14 protein-coding genes and 1 tRNA gene are annotated in these 16,176 nt (G+C 59.0%); 7 read left to right on the top strand and 8 right to left on the bottom strand.

All coding sequences use genetic code 11. The features are described 5' to 3' along the window. Window positions 1-195 precede the first annotated feature (195 nt). The 7 genes from HMPREF2692_RS04620 to HMPREF2692_RS04590 all read left to right on the top strand — a co-directional run bounded on the left by HMPREF2692_RS04620 (window position 196) and on the right by HMPREF2692_RS04590 (window position 9,090). Window positions 196-3,237: a DEAD/DEAH box helicase gene (locus HMPREF2692_RS04620; RefSeq protein ID WP_070456204.1), complete on the top strand. Its 3,042-nt coding sequence runs from the start codon at window positions 196-198 to the stop codon at window positions 3,235-3,237. After that, window positions 3,237-4,070 carry an SWIM zinc finger family protein gene (locus HMPREF2692_RS04615; protein WP_061925914.1) on the top strand — a complete coding sequence of 278 codons (834 nt, stop codon included), beginning with the start codon at window positions 3,237-3,239 and terminating at the stop codon, window positions 4,068-4,070. The genes HMPREF2692_RS04620 and HMPREF2692_RS04615 overlap by 1 nt, the downstream gene beginning before the upstream one ends. Window positions 4,071-4,124: 54 nt before the next feature. Then, on the top strand, window positions 4,125-5,222 hold the full coding sequence (locus tag HMPREF2692_RS04610; RefSeq protein WP_062041200.1) for a metallophosphoesterase family protein: 1,098 nt from the start codon (window positions 4,125-4,127) through the stop codon (window positions 5,220-5,222). 4 nt (window positions 5,223-5,226) lie between these two features. Beyond that, window positions 5,227-7,806: an AAA family ATPase gene (locus tag HMPREF2692_RS04605; protein WP_070822922.1), complete on the top strand. Its 2,580-nt coding sequence runs from the start codon at window positions 5,227-5,229 to the stop codon at window positions 7,804-7,806. A gap of 36 nt (window positions 7,807-7,842) precedes the next feature. Next, window positions 7,843-8,361 carry a MarR family winged helix-turn-helix transcriptional regulator gene (locus HMPREF2692_RS04600; protein WP_061925904.1) on the top strand — a complete coding sequence of 173 codons (519 nt, stop codon included), beginning with the start codon at window positions 7,843-7,845 and terminating at the stop codon, window positions 8,359-8,361. A 98-nt stretch (window positions 8,362-8,459) separates the two neighbouring features. Beyond that, complete coding sequence (locus tag HMPREF2692_RS04595; RefSeq protein ID WP_061925901.1) at window positions 8,460-8,747, top strand: hypothetical protein; 288 nt, start codon at window positions 8,460-8,462, stop codon at window positions 8,745-8,747. A gap of 142 nt (window positions 8,748-8,889) precedes the next feature. After that, window positions 8,890-9,090 (top strand): hypothetical protein, encoded by a 201-nt coding sequence (locus HMPREF2692_RS04590; protein ID WP_070822919.1) that lies wholly within the window; start codon window positions 8,890-8,892, stop codon window positions 9,088-9,090. A 91-nt stretch (window positions 9,091-9,181) separates the two neighbouring features. On the opposite strand, the gene HMPREF2692_RS04585 is transcribed toward HMPREF2692_RS04590, so the two are convergent. The 8 genes from HMPREF2692_RS04585 to HMPREF2692_RS04550 form a co-directional block, all read right to left on the bottom strand. Next, window positions 9,182-9,607: a cupin domain-containing protein gene (locus tag HMPREF2692_RS04585; protein WP_061925895.1), complete on the bottom strand. Its 426-nt coding sequence runs from the start codon at window positions 9,605-9,607 to the stop codon at window positions 9,182-9,184. 60 nt (window positions 9,608-9,667) lie between these two features. Continuing rightward, window positions 9,668-10,522 carry a hypothetical protein gene (locus HMPREF2692_RS04580; RefSeq protein ID WP_070456199.1) on the bottom strand — a complete coding sequence of 285 codons (855 nt, stop codon included), beginning with the start codon at window positions 10,520-10,522 and terminating at the stop codon, window positions 9,668-9,670. A 3-nt stretch (window positions 10,523-10,525) separates the two neighbouring features. After that, the gene (locus tag HMPREF2692_RS04575) at window positions 10,526-10,852 is read right to left on the bottom strand and encodes a hypothetical protein (RefSeq protein WP_061925889.1); all 327 of its coding nucleotides are present in this window, start codon (window positions 10,850-10,852) and stop codon (window positions 10,526-10,528) included. 195 nt (window positions 10,853-11,047) lie between these two features. Further along, a tRNA-Arg gene (locus HMPREF2692_RS04570) sits at window positions 11,048-11,121 on the bottom strand. A gap of 94 nt (window positions 11,122-11,215) precedes the next feature. After that, complete coding sequence (locus HMPREF2692_RS04565; protein WP_070822917.1) at window positions 11,216-11,851, bottom strand: LutC/YkgG family protein; 636 nt, start codon at window positions 11,849-11,851, stop codon at window positions 11,216-11,218. Beyond that, complete coding sequence (locus HMPREF2692_RS04560) at window positions 11,848-13,353, bottom strand: lactate utilization protein B (protein WP_070822914.1); 1,506 nt, start codon at window positions 13,351-13,353, stop codon at window positions 11,848-11,850. Before HMPREF2692_RS04560 ends, HMPREF2692_RS04565 begins: the two co-directional genes overlap by 4 nt. Beyond that, window positions 13,353-14,138, bottom strand: a complete 786-nt coding sequence (locus HMPREF2692_RS04555; protein WP_070432828.1) for a (Fe-S)-binding protein — start codon at window positions 14,136-14,138, stop codon at window positions 13,353-13,355. The genes HMPREF2692_RS04560 and HMPREF2692_RS04555 overlap by 1 nt, the downstream gene beginning before the upstream one ends. A 330-nt stretch (window positions 14,139-14,468) precedes the next feature. Beyond that, window positions 14,469-16,121, bottom strand: coding sequence for an L-lactate permease (locus tag HMPREF2692_RS04550; protein WP_070456191.1), 1,653 nt, complete (start codon window positions 16,119-16,121; stop codon window positions 14,469-14,471). Window positions 16,122-16,176: the final 55 nt, after the last annotated feature.

The raw sequence follows: 16,176 nt of genomic DNA, 5'->3' as shown, positions 1-16,176 counted from the left end.
ACGTGACGCGCATTACAACCCAACGAGATTCTGTCCCGTTACCAAAAATATGTGACTCCATACACAGGTAAATCTCATGGTCTATCAGTGGAAACGTAAGAATGTAACGAGATTATAACGATTGCGCTTTCTTGCAATTTTCGCCCTTAAAGCTCTCGCCCTGCCCCCAAAAGGTGCGCTGCTAGACTGGCAGCTATGGCTTCTTACCTCCTCCACGGCCTTTGGCTCCCAGTCTCAGGGCTTAGCCTATGGATTGAGCAGGTGGAAGGGCACAAGATCATCATGCCTTCGGCAGTGCCAGAGGGGACTTTCCCCGAGGTGGTGGAGACAATTCTTGCCAAGAAGTCCTTCCGCAACCGCGCCCGAGTCTCTTTGCGCACGCCAAAGGGCAAGGACGTCTCCCTCATGGTCCCCATGGCCATGTTTGCTCCCGAGGAAGCCGTGGCCACCCTGGCCAAGATGGAGTTTTTAGACTCACTAAGCCAAGCGGCAACACCGGAACAAAAAGCCACCATCGCCCCAGATCTTCTGTGGCTGATTCGCGCCTACCGGGGACTTAGCAAGTTCGTGCGCGCCGGGCGCGTGACCATCCGCCTTTCCTATCAGGGCGGCGAGTGGTTCCCCATGTGGCAGCTGACCTCGGGCTTGGGCGAGCGCGGATGGCTCGCCGAGATGCTGGCTGCCGCGCCGGGCATTTTGACCATCAATAACCGCGCGCTTTCTGATGACATGGCAGACGAGCTGACCCACTGGATCGCATTTACACAGTTGCGCTCGCTTGCCGACGCCCCCCGTCCCGCACCGTGGCACGACTTCGCGCAGGCCATGCTCACGACCGCGCCGGTGAAAAAGGGGCGCGCGCAGCTGCTGCGTGCTCTAAACGAGTGGAAAGACTCGATTACCTCTGTCGACCTGCAGCTGGTGTTCATTGTGGAAGAGCCCGGCCACGATGAAGATCCAGAATCCAGCGTCTGGCCCATCCGCGTGCAGGTCCGTTCCGGCACCGACGCCCCGCGCCCCATCATCGAGGAGCAGCTGGACAGAGGCAGCGTGGTCAAGCTGCGCGACTCGCAGCGCAAGGCACTTAGCCTGGCGCCGCGCCTGCGCGAGTCTTCGGCCGTTCCGGACTATGACGCCGGCGATTGGGATGTATTCTTGGGCACCGATCAGCTGGTGGAGTTCGTTTCCAAGGACGTCGCCCAGCTCAAGGCAGCCGGCTTTACCGTGCTGCTGCCTAAGGCATGGGCGCACATGGAAACCAAAGCCAAACTGGAAACCCGCGAGGTGCGTGACCCTGCCGAAGGATCCACCAAGGCCCACCTCGGCATGGACAAGCTGGTGGAATATGATTGGCATCTTTCCGTAGGCGATATTGAGCTCACCGAGGAAGAGATGCGCCAGCTGGTGGCGTCCAAGTCCGGCCTGATTCGCCTCCGCGGCGAGTGGGTGACCGCCGATACCCAGGCGTTGTCCAAGATTTCCGAGTACATGGACAAGCTGGCGGAAACCGCCAAGAAGCGTAAGAAGAAGGAACTCGAGCGGCTTAGCGCCGCCGCCGAGCGCGCTCGGAAGCTAGAACAGCCGGGCTGGCAGGAACTTGTCGCGGACGTCGAAAAGCGCTTGCAAGAATTCAACGAGGGCGAAACCTCCCAGGTCTCCGTGGCGGAGCTGCGCGAGTTGGCCCTGCAATCCATGGCCGAGGAGCCAGTGGAATTTACCGGCTCGACGTGGCATACCTCTCTGCTCGGCGGCATGGATTCTCCCGCGCCCGCGCGCATCGAGCTGCCCGATACCGTCCAGGCGGAGCTGCGCGAGTATCAGCGCCGCGGCGTGGATTGGCTCTACTGGATGTCCCGCAACAACATTGGAGCAGTGCTCGCCGACGACATGGGCTTGGGCAAAACCCTCCAGCTGCTTACGCTGCTTGCCATCGAGCGCCAAGAAAACCCGGAGCTCAAGCCAACCATTGTCGTGGCGCCTACTTCCGTAGTGGGCAACTGGGCGCGCGAGGCCGCGAAGTTCGTGCCGAGCCTCAAAGTCCTGGTGCAGCACGGCTCGGATCGCCTCAAGGATGAAGCACTCATCAAAGCCGCGGAGAAGGCAGACCTCGTCATCACCTCCTACGGAACAGTCGGCCGTGACTTCCTTACCTTGGGCAAGGTGGAATGGGACCGCGTGGTGCTCGATGAGGCACAGGCGATTAAGAATGCCGCGACGCGTTCCTCGAAGGCGGTGCGCTCGCTGCCTTCGCGCCACCGTATCGCGTTGACCGGCACGCCGGTGGAAAACCGTTTGTCGGAGATGCGCTCCATCCTGGATTTCTGCAATCCCGGCGTTCTGGGCAGCGCGTCCTTCTTCCGTAATCATTTTGCCAAGGCCATCGAGCGTGAAAACGACGAGACCATGGCCGAGCGCCTGCGCCAGCTGACAGCGCCGTTTATCCTGCGCCGTCTCAAGACGGATCCGAACATCATCGATGACCTGCCAGAGAAATCGGAGCAGATCATCACCGTGGCGATGACGGCCGAGCAGGCGGCGTTGTACAAGGCGCTTGTTGACGACGTGCAAAAGGCCTTGGAGGTACGTGAGGGCATGTCGCGCCGCGGCCTGGTGTTGGCCTCGCTGACTCGCATCAAGCAGATCTGCAACCATCCGGCACACTATCTGGGCGATGGCTCCGCCATCACCATTAAGGGAAAGCACCGCTCGGGCAAGGTCGAAGAGCTGATGCGGATTGTGGACCAAGCTGTAGAAAGCGAAGAACGCATCCTCATCTTTACCCAGTACAAGGCCTTCGGCGACCTTTTGCAGCCTTATCTCACCCAGCAGCTGGGCAGGGACATCCCGTTCCTGCACGGTGGGGTGACAAAGAACCGTCGTGACCGAATGGTGGAGGAATTCCAGGCGCCGGACGGGCCGCCGGCGATGATCCTCTCGCTCAAGGCAGGCGGCACGGGCCTGAACCTGACCGCGGCGTCGATTGTTGTGCACATGGATCGCTGGTGGAATCCCGCCGTGGAAAACCAGGCGACCGACCGTGCCTTCCGCATTGGTCAGCAACGCAACGTGCAGGTCTACAAGATGATTACTGCGGGCACGCTCGAGGAATCCATCCAGGACATTTTGGACGGCAAGACGCACCTGGTCGGCGCCGTGGTAGGCGAGGGCGAAGGCTGGCTAACCGAGCTGGATCCGGAGCAATTGGCACAGCTGATGAGCTACAGGGAGGCTGACTAATGGCGCAGCATACTAAGTCTGAGGAACACGACAACGTCATCTATGCCAACTTCGGCGCGCGCAAACGCGTGAGCACGCCGGAGGAGGCCGGCCGCGTCTCTCGCGTGCGCAGCATGGCTCCTGCGGCAACGCGCATCGTCTCCTTCGTGAACAAGGAGGCCGATTCCGGGCGCATTACCCGTGGACGCCAGTACGCCAACGGCGGTCATGTGGTGGGCCTGGACGTGCGCAACGGCGCAGTACACGGCAAGGTTGCCGGTTCCCAGAACGAGCCTTTCACCGTGTTGTTGCAGGTGCCGTATCGCACCAACGATGACGTGGCGGAGCTGAGCCAAATGTTTGCCCGCACGCCGAACTCGATCGCGAACGCACGCGACGGCCTGCTCAGTGAGGAAGCGCTCGACATTCTCATTGCGCAAGACCCAGCCGATATGCGGTTTTCATGCACCTGCCCGGACCCCGAGTACGTGTGCAAGCACGTGGTTGCCGTGGCCGACCGGCTGGCGGCGCGCATGGATGCCGATCCCTCGGTAATCTTTGCCCTGCGTGGCTTGGACTTTGCGCGCCTCGAGCAGGCTGTGATGGAGCAGGCGAAAAATGTCTCCCAGGACAGTTTTTCCGGTAGCAGCCTCAGCCCCGAAGAGCGCAACGAGCTGTTTTGGGAAGGCCGGCAGTTGCCCGATATGCCGCGCCCGAAAGTGGCACCGGCAGTTGATGACTCTGACCCAGATCTGCTGCGTAAGGCCATGCGCGCCGTCAGCCATACGAACATAGATTTGCTTCGCGCGGTCTCTGATGTCGAGGACCTTTACTATCATCTGACTCACCAATAGGCATAAGGGCTTAGCGCCTGCTGCCGGAGACTTTAAAAGGGGAGAGTTTCATCCATGGTGACCTTCATCCATACCTCGGACTTTCAGTTGGGCATGACCCGCTGGTTCCTCGAGGGCGAGGCCCAGGTGCGCTTCAACGATGACCGTGAGGCGGCCGTTGTCAGGCTCGGCGAATTAGCCGCGGAAACCGGCGCGGAATTCATCGTGGTGGCAGGTGACGTATTTGAGCATAATTCGCTCAGCAAGGCCACCTTGGGGCGTGCCAAGGAGGCCTTTCGCAATCTGCCGGTGCCTGTTTATCTGTTGCCCGGCAACCACGATCCGCTGGTGGCGGATTCCATCCTGCGCAAGCCTTTTGCGGACAACGTCCACGTCATCGCGGATTCCACCCCGATTGAGGTGCGCGAAGGAGTGGAGATCGTCGGCGCCCCGTATCTCTCCAAGCGCGCAAACTATGACCTCGTGCAGGCAGCGCTCGCCCCGCTCGAGCCTTACGACGGAGTGCGCATCGCCGTGGGCCACGGGCAGGTGGAAGCACGCGAGTCTGAGGCTGACGTTATTGACTTAAAGTTTGTTGAAAACCAGATTTCTGAGGGCGTCATCGATTACCTAGCTCTGGGAGATACCCACTCCACGCAGGCCTTGGGGCAGTCGGGGCGCGTCTGGTTCTCCGGCAGCCCGGAGACCACCGCTTTTGATGACCGCGAGCGCGATTCCGGCAATGCACTGGTCGTGGTAATCGACAATGGGCAGGTTGAGGTCACCCCGCACCACATCGGCCGCTGGGCTTTTCGCGCGGTGGCGGCAGACGTCAACTCCGACGAGGATGTCGAGCGCTTCCTCACTGTTCTCGATGACATGCCGAACAAGTCCCGTACCGCAGTGAAGTATGGCTTGCGCGGCACGGTGGGGTTGGGCGCCCAAGCGCGTTTGGAGCAAGGCTTGGCCGAGCTCGAGCCGGTCTTCGCCTCGCTGCGCCCGCGTGAGCGAACCATGGACTTGCACCTTGCTCCCGATGAGGAGGAACTTGCCAGTCTTGAGCTTTCCGGCTTCGCCGCTGATGCCTTGGCGGAGTTGGTGGAAAACCTGGAGGACCCTGTAGCCCGCGACGCAGCCAACCTGTTGTTCCGTCTCAGCGTGAAGGAGGCTTAAAGCCATGATGCGTCTACACAGCTTGGAAATCTGGAACGTCCGCGGCGTCGAGCATCTGCGTATCGAACAGCTGCCGGAGACCGGCGTCGTGGTCATCCACGGTGAGAACGAGGCCGGCAAGTCCACCATCGTGGAAGCCATCGATACCGTGCTGACGGAAAAGCACACGGGTGCCGCTAAGAAGATTAAGGCGCTCAAACCGGTGGACCGAGATGCGGGCCCTGAGGTAGAGTTTGAGGTCACCGTGGGGCCGTATCACTTCCGCATCCACAAGCGCTGGCTCAAGAAAAAGATGTCTGAACTGCGCGTTCTAGCACCGCGTGCGGCGCAATTTACTGGCGGCGAGGCCGATGACGAGCTGGATCGCATCTTGAACGAGCATCTTGACCGCCAGCTCCTTGACGCTCTGTTCCTCCGCCAGGATGACCTAGGCTCCGGCGTGGCTGCCGTGGGTATTCCTTCGGTGACGAATGCCTTGGAAGAAGCCAGCGGTATGGATACCGCGGCCGCGGAAGACTCTGAGCTGGTCAATCGCGTGCAGAAGGAATACGAAAAATACTTCACCGCGCGCACCGGGCAGCCGGCTAAAGAACTAAAGGATGCCCAAGAGCGCTACAACGCGGCAGAACTTGCGCACAATGAGGCCACGGAAGCATTGCGCCAGCTTGACGATGTCGTGGTCAAACATGAGGCTGCACAACTTGCCAAGCGCGACGCCGAGGAAGCATTGCCGGCAGCGCAGGCAGAGCTAGCCGAGCGCGAAAAGGACGTTGTTGAGGCCCGCGCCGTCCTCGAAAAAATCGAAGCCCAGCGCGAAGTGGTTGACCGCGCTGCGGCAGATGTGGAAGCCAAGAAAGAAGCACTCGAACGCCGCCGCAGCGCGGTGGAGGAGGTTTCCAGGGCCGCTGCGAATCTCGCGGCTCTAGCCACCAAGGTCGAAGAACTTAGCGCGAGCGTCGAAGATGAGAAAGAAGCTCGCAGCGCGCTCGAGGAAAAACTCGAGCGCGCAAATCAAACCTATGAGAAGGCACGCGCCAACCTCCAACACGCGCGAAAGGCGCACAAGAAGAAGGAGCGGGAGGCCCTTGGCGAGCGCCTTGAACACCTAGGCAAGCTCGACAAAGAACTAGCAGACCGCCGCGCCGAGCTAGCAAAAGCACCAGAGGTTGCAAACCTCAAAGACATCGAGCAAGCCGCTAACGAAGTCCAGGTCCAAGAACGTGTCTTTGCCGCAGCCGCTGCCAAGCTGGTCATCAGCGGTGAAGGCGAGTTCGAGGTCGACGGCGAAGTCCAACAAACCGACGACAACACACAAACCATCCAGCTACGCGATGGCATGAAGTTTGCATTCGGCAAGATTCAGGCAACCTACCAAGCAGCAGCCGGTGATACCTCGGCCGATACCGTGGCACAGGCGCGCACGCGCCTTGCGCAACTGCTTGAAGACGCTGGTTGCGAAGATCTTGCTGCGGCGCAGAAGCTGCGCGAGGAATTCTTGGAAAAACAGCGCGCCGTCGAACAAGCTCAGCGCGAGTTCAAGGCGGCCTTGGGCGCCGACGACCTTGGCGAGCTCGAAGCAAAATATGCCGCACAGTCAGCGGACTTTGAAGAGCCTAGCGAGCACGAGGGCACGGACGTATCTGAGGAAGCACTCGACTTGTCCAGTGCCGAGTCAGCTGAGGAAGCCGCGCGCAGCGAAGTCACCATGGCGGAAAAGGAGCTGGCCCCGTACCGGGATAGCCAGGCAGCCACGCAGCTGGCTGCTGCACAGGCGCGGCATGAATCCGCTGCCAACCAGCATGCTGCAGCTGAGGAGGCGCTGTGTCAGGCCCGCGATGCAGCAACGGATGCAGACGTTGAAGAGGCTCTCCATGCGGCGAAGGTGCAGCTGGAGCGGCAGCGCGAACGCCTCGAGGAGCTCAGCGCCATCGACGTCGATACGGTCTTTGCTCTGCACAAGGGCGCGGAAGAACAGGTACGTAGCCTGAACAACGCAATTTTGAGTGCTGACGGCGACATGCGCGAATATGTCGGCCGAATTGAGATGCACTCTGGTGTGGCCGAACGCCTGGCTGCAGCCAGCGCTGAGCTGGAAATCTCACGGGAGGTACTCGCGGCCGTCGAAAAGCGTGCAAATGCTGCCCGCTATCTGCGGGAGCTGTTGCTTAAGCATCGCGATGCTGCGCGCCAGCGCTACGCCGCGCCTTTCGTGACAAAGCTTAATGCTCTCGCGCGCACCGTCTTCGGCGGTGACGTCGACTTCGAGCTCTCCGAGGAGCTCGTTGTCACCGCGCGTAGCCGCAACGGCCAAACCATTGATATGGGTTCGCTTTCCGGCGGCGCGAAGGAACAGCTGGCCATCCTTACACGGTTTGCTATCGCCGGGCTCGTTCAAGAGTCCGGTGTGCCCGTCATCGTGGACGATGCGCTGGGCTCTACCGACTCGACACGCCTGAACCTGATGTCGACGCTCTTCGCCCAGGTAGGCAAGCATTCGCAGGTGCTCGTGCTTACATGTATGCCGCAGCGATACGCGCGTGTACCGGAGCGCACGGAGCTTGCCATGGACGCGCTGAAGGTTTAGTTTTTCTCAGTAAAGCCAGTGTGTACTGTTATTTGCATGACTACGGGAACCCGCTGGCTTAACGAGGAGGAACAGGAGCTTTGGCGCCTGCTTCTTGGATCCATCCGCAAGATCAATCGCGGCATGGAAGAAACTCTCATGTCCGGTGGGGAAGTCTCTGCTTCTGAGTTCGCCGTCCTAGTGACGTTGTCCGAGCAAAAAGACCATCAGATGCGCCTGCGCGAGCTGTGTGCCGAGCTGGATTGGGACCGTTCCCGCACATCCCACCAAGTAACGCGCATGGAAAAGCGCGGGCTCGTCACCAAGTGCAAGAGCGTCGGCGATGCCCGCGGCGTGGTGGTAAAGATAACGGATGACGGTTTTACCCGCCTCGAGCGCGCCGTGCCTGAGCACGTCGAGTCCGTGCGCCGTCTTGTCTTTGATCACCTAAGCGAGGAAGATGTTCCCTCGTTGGTTAACTTCTTCAAAGGGGTGCTAGCAGTAAAGAACGTCCCTGGCTACGAGGGATTCGTACCCGACGAACTTCTGCACGGTCAAGCAGAGCCTCAGGTTTAGGCTTGCAAGGTTGCCGGCCAAAACACGACCAAAGCTGACCTATCATGTGGCTTAGCGCCACAGTCAAACTCATATGTAGCCCAAAAGGAGACACCACCATGATGGGACAAGAGCTCTTCGAGCACCCTAAGCGCCAGTACCCGCACTACAACATCACTGTTCTCGATGACCTGGGTGCCCCAGAAGCTCACCTCGAGGGAATTGCTACGGAAGAACAGGTGGCTGCTATGGACGCCGCCTTGGAGAATTTTCCAGACGCTGCAATTACCTTTGACGAGGAAGGCGGCCACTGGATTGTTGGCGAAGAAGCCGATATCAACCGCATGTTCGCTGATAGGGACGCTTTTGTCGACGCCCTCGAAAACAACGAGGATCCTGGTATTTAAAACAGGCCGCAATGGTGTCAATCAAACGGTGGATAACTACAAATTCATAACGATCTACTGCTAAAGTTAGTGCCAGTGATTACTCTTGCTAGGCGAGGTGTGCCTAGGGAGTACAAGGCGCAGTGAAAGGAAACAACGGATTATGAACGAATACGAGGCACAGGAACAGCGCGAAGCAGCTGCACGTGACAAGGCTGACGGCTGGGTATCTGTGTTCGTCCAGTGGATCCCGAACATGCTCCTGGTTTTCGTTCTCGTTACCGCTATGTTCCTCGGCATGTTCTACATCGAGCACGGCACCCTGGACATCACCCAGGAGATCGCAAACCCGTTCATCAAGTAGTACTTGGAGAACTCAAAGCTCAATAGCTAAATATTAAAATGGCGGCCCATCTTCTGGACCGCCATTTTGTCGTTTTAAAAGCCTGCCGCAATTAGTGCTGCTCGTTCGGATCGTTGTCCGCGTCTTCCTTGGTCTCGTGGATGGTGCCCTTAACGTGATCCGGTGCGGCGTAGATGGAGTAGAGCTTTGCTGGCTCGGAGCCCTCGTTGACGAAGTTGTGCCACTTGCCAGCTGGTACGAAGATGGCAAAGTCGTCTTCGACTACCTGGTCGATGTCTAGGTTGTCCTTGTCTTCACCAATCATGATGCGGCCCTGGCCGGACTCGAGGCGCAGGAACTGGTCATGGTCATCGTGGACCTCCGCGCCGATTTCGCCGCCGGCAGGAATAGACATGACGGTCATCTGCAGGTATTGGCCGGTCCACAGGGTGTCACGGAAAGCATCGTTAGCCAGGGTGGTCTCTTCGATGTTGAGAACATAAGGGGTCGGGCCATGGTCGGTGCGCAGATCTGACATGTCAGGTACCTCCTTGTAGGGATTATGGGTCTTTAACACCAGCTTATGCGCGCCCGCGTATTAATGCTGAGGATTTTCTTTTCTCGTATCTTCGCCGCCGTCCTGCCATTGCCTCTTATGCTGTTCGGACTTTTTGTGGTTGCGGATGGATATCACGCCGATGACGATACCGATGACGATGGGCACCCACACTTTCGAGTTGTCGAGCAAGAAAACCATCCACTCGGGCAGCGCCGGGAGGTCAGGGAAATCGATGTTCGGCCAGTTGATGCCTGGCCAATCGATACTGATGGTTGGCAGATGGATTTGGGGAAGCTCGGGGAGATCTGGCAGATCCGGCCAGTTGATGTCGGGGATAGGCAGCAAGTCCAACAGCTTGCGCAGGATTGGGCCGAGCACGATAACGGCCAACGCCCAACCGCCTTTACCAAGGCCCGCGAGGAGGGGATAGGCCACGCGTTTAACGGGGCTTTGCTCCATTGCTTCGCGACGCCGCGCACCCCGGCTGCCAGCTGGTGGCTCGAATTCGACCACCTCTGAGCCGTTGTGATATGTCACCTCGAGCAACTCGTCGAGAGCATTCGCGTGCAGCTTGAGGTGCGGCTTCGTGCGGTTGACAAGCTCTAAGCTGCGTAGCTCGTCGGTATCGATTTGTTTTAGTGCCACTCGCGCCGAAGACAACGAGGTGTACCTTCCAAGGACTTCGCCATCGCGGCAAACTTGCACGCGAATAGGTGGATTATCAATGAATGCCCGGATTCTATCTTTAAGCGGCATGTTGGCGTCTAGGGCGGTGTATTCTTGCTCGCTCGGTTCTTGCGGCCAGTTTTCATAAGCTGCAGCAAACTCCACATCGGGGCCGACCATGACCTCGAGCCTTCCCGCCTCAGGATGGTTCAGAATCCACGTTTCCATGACCTAGGCCTTCCTTCCGGTTAACCAGCTGCCCAACCACGCAAGCAGGACGACCTCAACTGCGTAAATCCACGTACCGGTGTTGTAGTAGACCTTGGTAGAAAGCCAAAACATAAAGGCCGCAATGAGCGGAAAGGACAGCGTATAGCGGAAGAGCCGGCCATCCAGCATGCCCAATGCCAACGCCATCACTGGCAGTAGCACCAGCATGGTCACAGTCGCTGTATTCCCACTAAGAGCCGCGCCCACAATCCCCGGCACCACGAAGAACGCTAACGCGACCGCGAGAAACGAGAGGTAGGCCCGCGTGGGGCGAGATGTTGATTCCATGGCCCTGACCTTACAGCCCGCGGGATCATTCTTAGGAATGATTCTTTGACTTCGAGTGGTAGGGGGGAATTCCTAATATCGAGCGACGGCGATGCGCTAGAGATTTCTGGAAGCTGCAAGAAATGGAAAATGTGGATACGAAGCTGAAACCCTCGCCTGCCGGGTTGAACGCCGAGCAAGCGAAGGGAGAAATTGTGCCCCCGACAGGGATCGAACCTGCGACCTTCGGTACCGGAAACCGATGCTCTAATCCGCTGAGCTACGGAGGCAAATGATAGGTGGCATGCGCCAGATATCAACGGTGTGATTCTAGCGCATGCCAGTAGTTAGAAGCTAATGCGGGGTGAGTTCCGCATACGAGCCTTACTTCACGATGATGACTATGAGATCGCGTGGACCGTGCACGCCCTCGACGCGGGAGAGCTCAATATCGGAAGTAGCAGACGGGCCGGAAATCCAGGTTGCTGGGAAGTCCGGATTGATGCGCGAGACCATCTCCGGCACGCCGTAGACCACCTGCTCCTTGCGTACGATGCATACATGGCGGTCTGGGACCAGCGTGAGAGCGCGGCGGCCGCACAGCGGGCCCGCCTCCAACACGATGGTGCCGGTCTGTGCGGAAGTTACGTGGGACTCGGTGAGCACGGCGTCGACAGTATCCAGCTCGCGCGGGTCAGACGTGGGATCGTCGGCGGTTAATGTGACGTCGGAGGTGATGGCGTCGATAAGCGCGGTGTCCATGCCCTGTGCATAGGTCACCGTAGAACAATCCTTGTCCGTGAAGACCTGCGAGATGGTCTTGGCCAGGGACGCCTCATCCGTGACGTGGACCTCCGCCTTGTAATCCTCAAGGCGGTCAACCAGCATGTCACGCAGCTCATCCGCGTTTAGCGTGCCCTGCGTTTCGTACTCACGCGGGATGTCGACGTGTTCAGACAGGCCTGCCTGCTTCTGCGCGGTGCGAATGCGCTTCAGGATCTCTTCTTTGGCGGTACTCACTTGATGCCCTCCTTCTTGGCCTGGGCGAGCAATTCTTTAGCTTCATCGGAGTCAAACCACTGACGGAAAGACTTCTTCGGGGGGACTGCAGTATCGCGGGCGTCGGACCAGCCGGAGAGGAACAAAGGCAAGTTATCGATGACGCCGTTGAAACCGCCCAATACGCGGCCGAGGGCAACCATGTGGGTGATCTGGTTCCAGACCTTTGGGTGGCCCCACACGAGCTGAACCGCGCTAAACAGTTTGGATTCCACCGGCGGGGTAGCGTTGGTGACTTTTTGGTGGCGGTTCTCCAGGATGACCTCAGAAAGCGGAATCTTCACCGGGCAAACCTCGTCGCAGCGTCCACACAGGGAGCATGCATAAGGCAGGCTGGCGGAAGGATCGTGGTGGTCCTTGATACCGGTTAGCTGCGGGGTAATGGAGATGCCGATGGGGCCTGGGTAGACCGAGCCGTAGGCGTGGCCGCCGGCGCGTTCGTAGACCGGGCATACGTTCAGGCAGGCGGAGCAGCGGATGCACTTGAGTGCCTGGTGGCCGATCGGACTGGATAGTGCTGCGGTACGGCCGTTATCCAGCAGAACGAGGTGGAAGCTCTGCGGGCCATCGTTTTCAGTTACGCCCGCCCACATCGAGGTGTACGGGTTCATGCGCTCTGCCGTGGAAGAACGCGGCAAAAGCTGCAGGAAGACCTCAAGGTCCTGGAATGTTGGCACGAGCTTTTCGATGCCCATCACAGTAATCAGGGTCTCCGGCAGGGTAAGACACATGCGGCCGTTGCCCTCAGACTCCACGATATTGATGGTGCCGGTTTCTGCGACACCAAAGTTCGCGCCGGAGATGGCGACCTTGGCCTTCATGAACTGCTCGCGCAGGAAGGTACGAGAAGCCTCCGCGAGTTCGGCTGGCTCAGCCTTTAGGGATTCATCCGTGTTCGGCATTTTGTTGACGAAGATGTCACGGATTTCGGCACGGTTGCGGTGGATGGCTGGAACCAGGATGTGGGAGGGCTTATCCTCGCCCAGCTGAACGATGAGCTCAGCCAGGTCGGTTTCGCGGGCATTGATCCCTACGGACTCGAGGTGCTCGTTCAGGCCGATTTCCTGGGTTGCCATGGACTTGACCTTGACGACGTCGGTCTCACCGGTCTCGCGGATAAGGCCCTCGATGATCTCGTTGGCTTCCTTGGCGTCGCGGGCCCAGTGAACAATGCCGCCGCGCTTGGTTACCTCTTCCTCAAACTGGAGGAGGAGCTCAGGCATCCGGGCTGCCACGTCCTCTTTGAGGGCGGAGCCGGCGTCACGCAGTTGCTGCCAATCCGGTAGCTCTTCGACGGCGTTGGCGCGCTTATTGCGAATAGTGGTGGTGGCGTGGTGCAGGTTGCGGCGCTGGGTAGCGTTGTTCAGGCCGACGTGTGCCAGCGGCACGAATGCCTTGCTGCCGCGCAGGTTGCCGTAACCTTCGGGCGCCCGCGGTGGGGTGGTATCGAGGAAGGAAGTCATTAGAGCATTTTCTCCTTGGAATATGCGGCCGTATCAGGGGTCCATGGGTGCTCCTTGGTGGAAGCCAGGATTTCGGCCATGTGGATAACGCGCACGCCACTGCGCTGGCGGGAGAGGGCGCCGCCGATGTTCATCAGGCAGGAAGAGTCACCGCCGGTCAAGTACTCAGCCTCGGTGTCCTTTACGTGGCGGGTCTTGTCCGAGACCATGGCCTGGGAGACCTCAGGATTCTTAATAGAGAAGGTACCGCCGAAGCCACAGCACTCTTCCACGTTTTCTAGCGGCACGAGGTCGATGCCCTCGACCTTGCTCAGCAGCTGGTACGGGCGGTCACCCAACTTCAAAAAGCGCAAGCCATGGCAGGAAGCGTGGTAGGTGACCTTATGCGGGAAGAAGGCACCTAAGTCGGTGCGCTGCTCGATGTCGACCAAGAACTCCGGGAGGTCCAAGGTCTTCTGGGAAGCAATCTTGGCGCCGTCGACGTCAGCGGAGGTGCCGAAGCGGTCAGCAATCTTGGCGTGCTGTTCGCGGACTGCGCCGACGCAGGAGCCAGAAGCGGAGACTACGTAGTCAATGGAAGGATCCGCGAAGGCGTCCGCATAGCTGCGGATCATCCCTAGGGTTTCCTTCTGATAACCGGTATTGATATGCATCTGTCCGCAGCAGGTCTGCTCTTCCGGGAAGACCACTTCATGGCCCAAGCGGGAGAGGATTAGTGCGGTTGCTTTGTGTGCGTCCGGGAAGAGGGCGTCACCAATGCACGTGGAAAATAGTGCAATTCGCATACTTTGCGCTCCTTTTACTGCCCAAGTTTGCCTCCGATGAGCTGGATGCAGGAGGCTCAGGCAAACGTTTTTCGTTGTGGAATAAATACTACCGATAACTCCGCAGATATTCTGTCGAAAAAGGCCTGTTTAACTGGGGTTATTTCACAACACTAGTGTTGCGAAATTGCTCACGTGCACAGATGGACGCACGGCTTTTGTCAGAGCCCGATCTGCGGCGCCAAGTGAGTCATGCGTCACTGGCAAGTTCAAACCTTTTGGGGGTAAACGAAAGTCGCCACACCTAATAACCGGGTAGGTGCGGCGATTTTTTGGCTTTGAAAATTGCGGCTATGGAACCAGGAAGCCCAGCACGTTGGTCATTAGGAACACGATGATGCAGACCGTGGCTAGGAAGGCCAGAGAGTAGCCCACCACGGCCTTCAGGATGCGGGATTCCTCGCCTTCCATTTTGACGGCCGTTGCGGCGATGGCCAGGGACTGCGGGGAAATCATCTTGCCCACCACGCCGCCGGCGGTGTTGGCAGCAAGCATGAGGTCTGGATTGACGGAGATGCGCTCGGCGGCGGTGACTTGGAGGTTAGCAAAGAGAGCGTTGGACGAGGTGTCCGAGCCGGTGACGGCCGTGCCAATCCAGCCCAGGGCGGGTGCGAAGAGAGCGAAGATGCCGCCTGCCGACGCCACGAACTCACCAATAGAGATGGTCTGGCCGGAGTAATTCATGGTGTAAGCCAAGGCTAGGACCAAGATAATCGTAAGCGCCGAGAACTTCATGCGGGCGCAAACCTCGCCAAACTTGGCAAGCGGCGCGGACTTTGCCAAATGGTAGTGGCCGCCATCGTTGAAAATCCAGAAGATGATTGCCACGATTAGCCCAGAAATCAGCAGCAAGGTGCCGGGATTACCAAAGACGTTGAAGCTAAACGAGGTGTCCATGGCCTTGCCGGCAGAGTCAAGGACTGTGCTATCCAGGCCCGGCCAGGCGAACTTAATCTTCCAGAAACCAAAGAGCTTGGGCACGGCGGTGGCAAGCGCAAAGACTGCGGTAACCACGGCGTAGGGAAGCAGCGCCATCCAGATGCGGACGCCGGAAAGATCGGTGACTTCCTCCTGCGCTGGGATCTCCATGCGCTGACGCAGTTCGGCAACGCCCTTTGGCTTCCACATGCGCAGGAACACGAATGCGCAGCCCAGGGAAACGATGCAGGCCACGACGTTAGTCAGCTGGTAGGCAAAGAAGTTGGCCGCGGCCCACTGGGCGATGGCGAAGGAGCCGCCGATGACTGCGGCGGCCGGGGCTGCCTCCCTGACGCCGCGCATGCCGTCCAGGATAAAGAGGATGAAAAATGGCACTGCGGCTGCGATTAGTAGGACCTGCAAGGAAATCAAGCCCGCAATATCGGCGGTCTGCTCCGCGGTGCGGCCGCCAACTTCACCTGCGGTGGTAACGGGGATACCCACGGCGCCGAAGGCAACGGGCGCGGTATTGGCAATAAGGACGGTGGTGGCAGCCTTCAGTGGTTTGACACCCAATGCCAGAATCATCGTTGCGGTAATCGCTACCGGAGCGCCGAAGCCTGCCAGGGCTTCGAGGAGGCCGCCGAAGCAGAACGCGATGAGGATGGCCTGGATGCGGATATCGCCTTCGCCAAGCAAGTCGAAGGTTTTGCGCAGATCCTCAAAGCGGCCGGAAGCTACGGTGATCTCGTAGAACCAGATGGCGGTGATGATGACCCAGACGATGGGAAGCAGGCCAAACAGGCCGCCGCGCACCGCAGAGGAAAAGGCCATGCCTGCTGGCATATCGAAGCCGAAGGTGGCGATGAGGAGTGCGACGGTGAGGGCAACTGCGCCCGAGGTGTGTGCGCGGGCCTTAAAACCCAGCAACATGATGAAGAAGGCGATAAGCGGTAGCGTCGCTACGGCAGCGGAAAGGCCAAGGCTACCGCCGATCGCATCCGTCGATATTTGGAAAGTGTTCATAGTTACCCAAGTCTCTAGAAGGAAAACGAGTGTTTTATTTAATACTTAGTCTTCC

Origin of the sequence: Corynebacterium sp. HMSC036D03 (assembly GCF_001836185.1) — a bacterium.
Taxonomy (GTDB): Bacteria; Actinomycetota; Actinomycetes; order Mycobacteriales; family Mycobacteriaceae; genus Corynebacterium; species Corynebacterium simulans.
Note: the sequence above shows the minus strand (reverse complement) of the source record. Positions and strands in the feature narration are given on the sequence as shown.

What these genes read in the sequence shown, in the direction of transcription:
- HMPREF2692_RS04575 (WP_061925889.1), bottom strand. Translation starts at nt 10,852, where the DNA reads ATGGAATCAACATCTCGCCCCACGCGGGCCTACCTCTCGTTTCTCGCG.
- HMPREF2692_RS04610 (WP_062041200.1), top strand. Translation starts at nt 4,125, where the DNA reads ATGGTGACCTTCATCCATACCTCGGACTTTCAGTTGGGCATGACCCGC.
- HMPREF2692_RS04580 (WP_070456199.1), bottom strand. Translation starts at nt 10,522, where the DNA reads ATGGAAACGTGGATTCTGAACCATCCTGAGGCGGGAAGGCTCGAGGTC.
- HMPREF2692_RS04585 (WP_061925895.1), bottom strand. Translation starts at nt 9,607, where the DNA reads ATGTCAGATCTGCGCACCGACCATGGCCCGACCCCTTATGTTCTCAAC.
- HMPREF2692_RS04605 (WP_070822922.1), top strand. Translation starts at nt 5,227, where the DNA reads ATGATGCGTCTACACAGCTTGGAAATCTGGAACGTCCGCGGCGTCGAG.
- HMPREF2692_RS04560 (WP_070822914.1), bottom strand. Translation starts at nt 13,353, where the DNA reads ATGACTTCCTTCCTCGATACCACCCCACCGCGGGCGCCCGAAGGTTAC.
- HMPREF2692_RS04550 (WP_070456191.1), bottom strand. Translation starts at nt 16,121, where the DNA reads ATGAACACTTTCCAAATATCGACGGATGCGATCGGCGGTAGCCTTGGC.
- HMPREF2692_RS04590 (WP_070822919.1), top strand. Translation starts at nt 8,890, where the DNA reads ATGAACGAATACGAGGCACAGGAACAGCGCGAAGCAGCTGCACGTGAC.
- HMPREF2692_RS04620 (WP_070456204.1), top strand. Translation starts at nt 196, where the DNA reads ATGGCTTCTTACCTCCTCCACGGCCTTTGGCTCCCAGTCTCAGGGCTT.
- HMPREF2692_RS04595 (WP_061925901.1), top strand. Translation starts at nt 8,460, where the DNA reads ATGATGGGACAAGAGCTCTTCGAGCACCCTAAGCGCCAGTACCCGCAC.
- HMPREF2692_RS04555 (WP_070432828.1), bottom strand. Translation starts at nt 14,138, where the DNA reads ATGCGAATTGCACTATTTTCCACGTGCATTGGTGACGCCCTCTTCCCG.
- HMPREF2692_RS04600 (WP_061925904.1), top strand. Translation starts at nt 7,843, where the DNA reads ATGACTACGGGAACCCGCTGGCTTAACGAGGAGGAACAGGAGCTTTGG.
- HMPREF2692_RS04615 (WP_061925914.1), top strand. Translation starts at nt 3,237, where the DNA reads ATGGCGCAGCATACTAAGTCTGAGGAACACGACAACGTCATCTATGCC.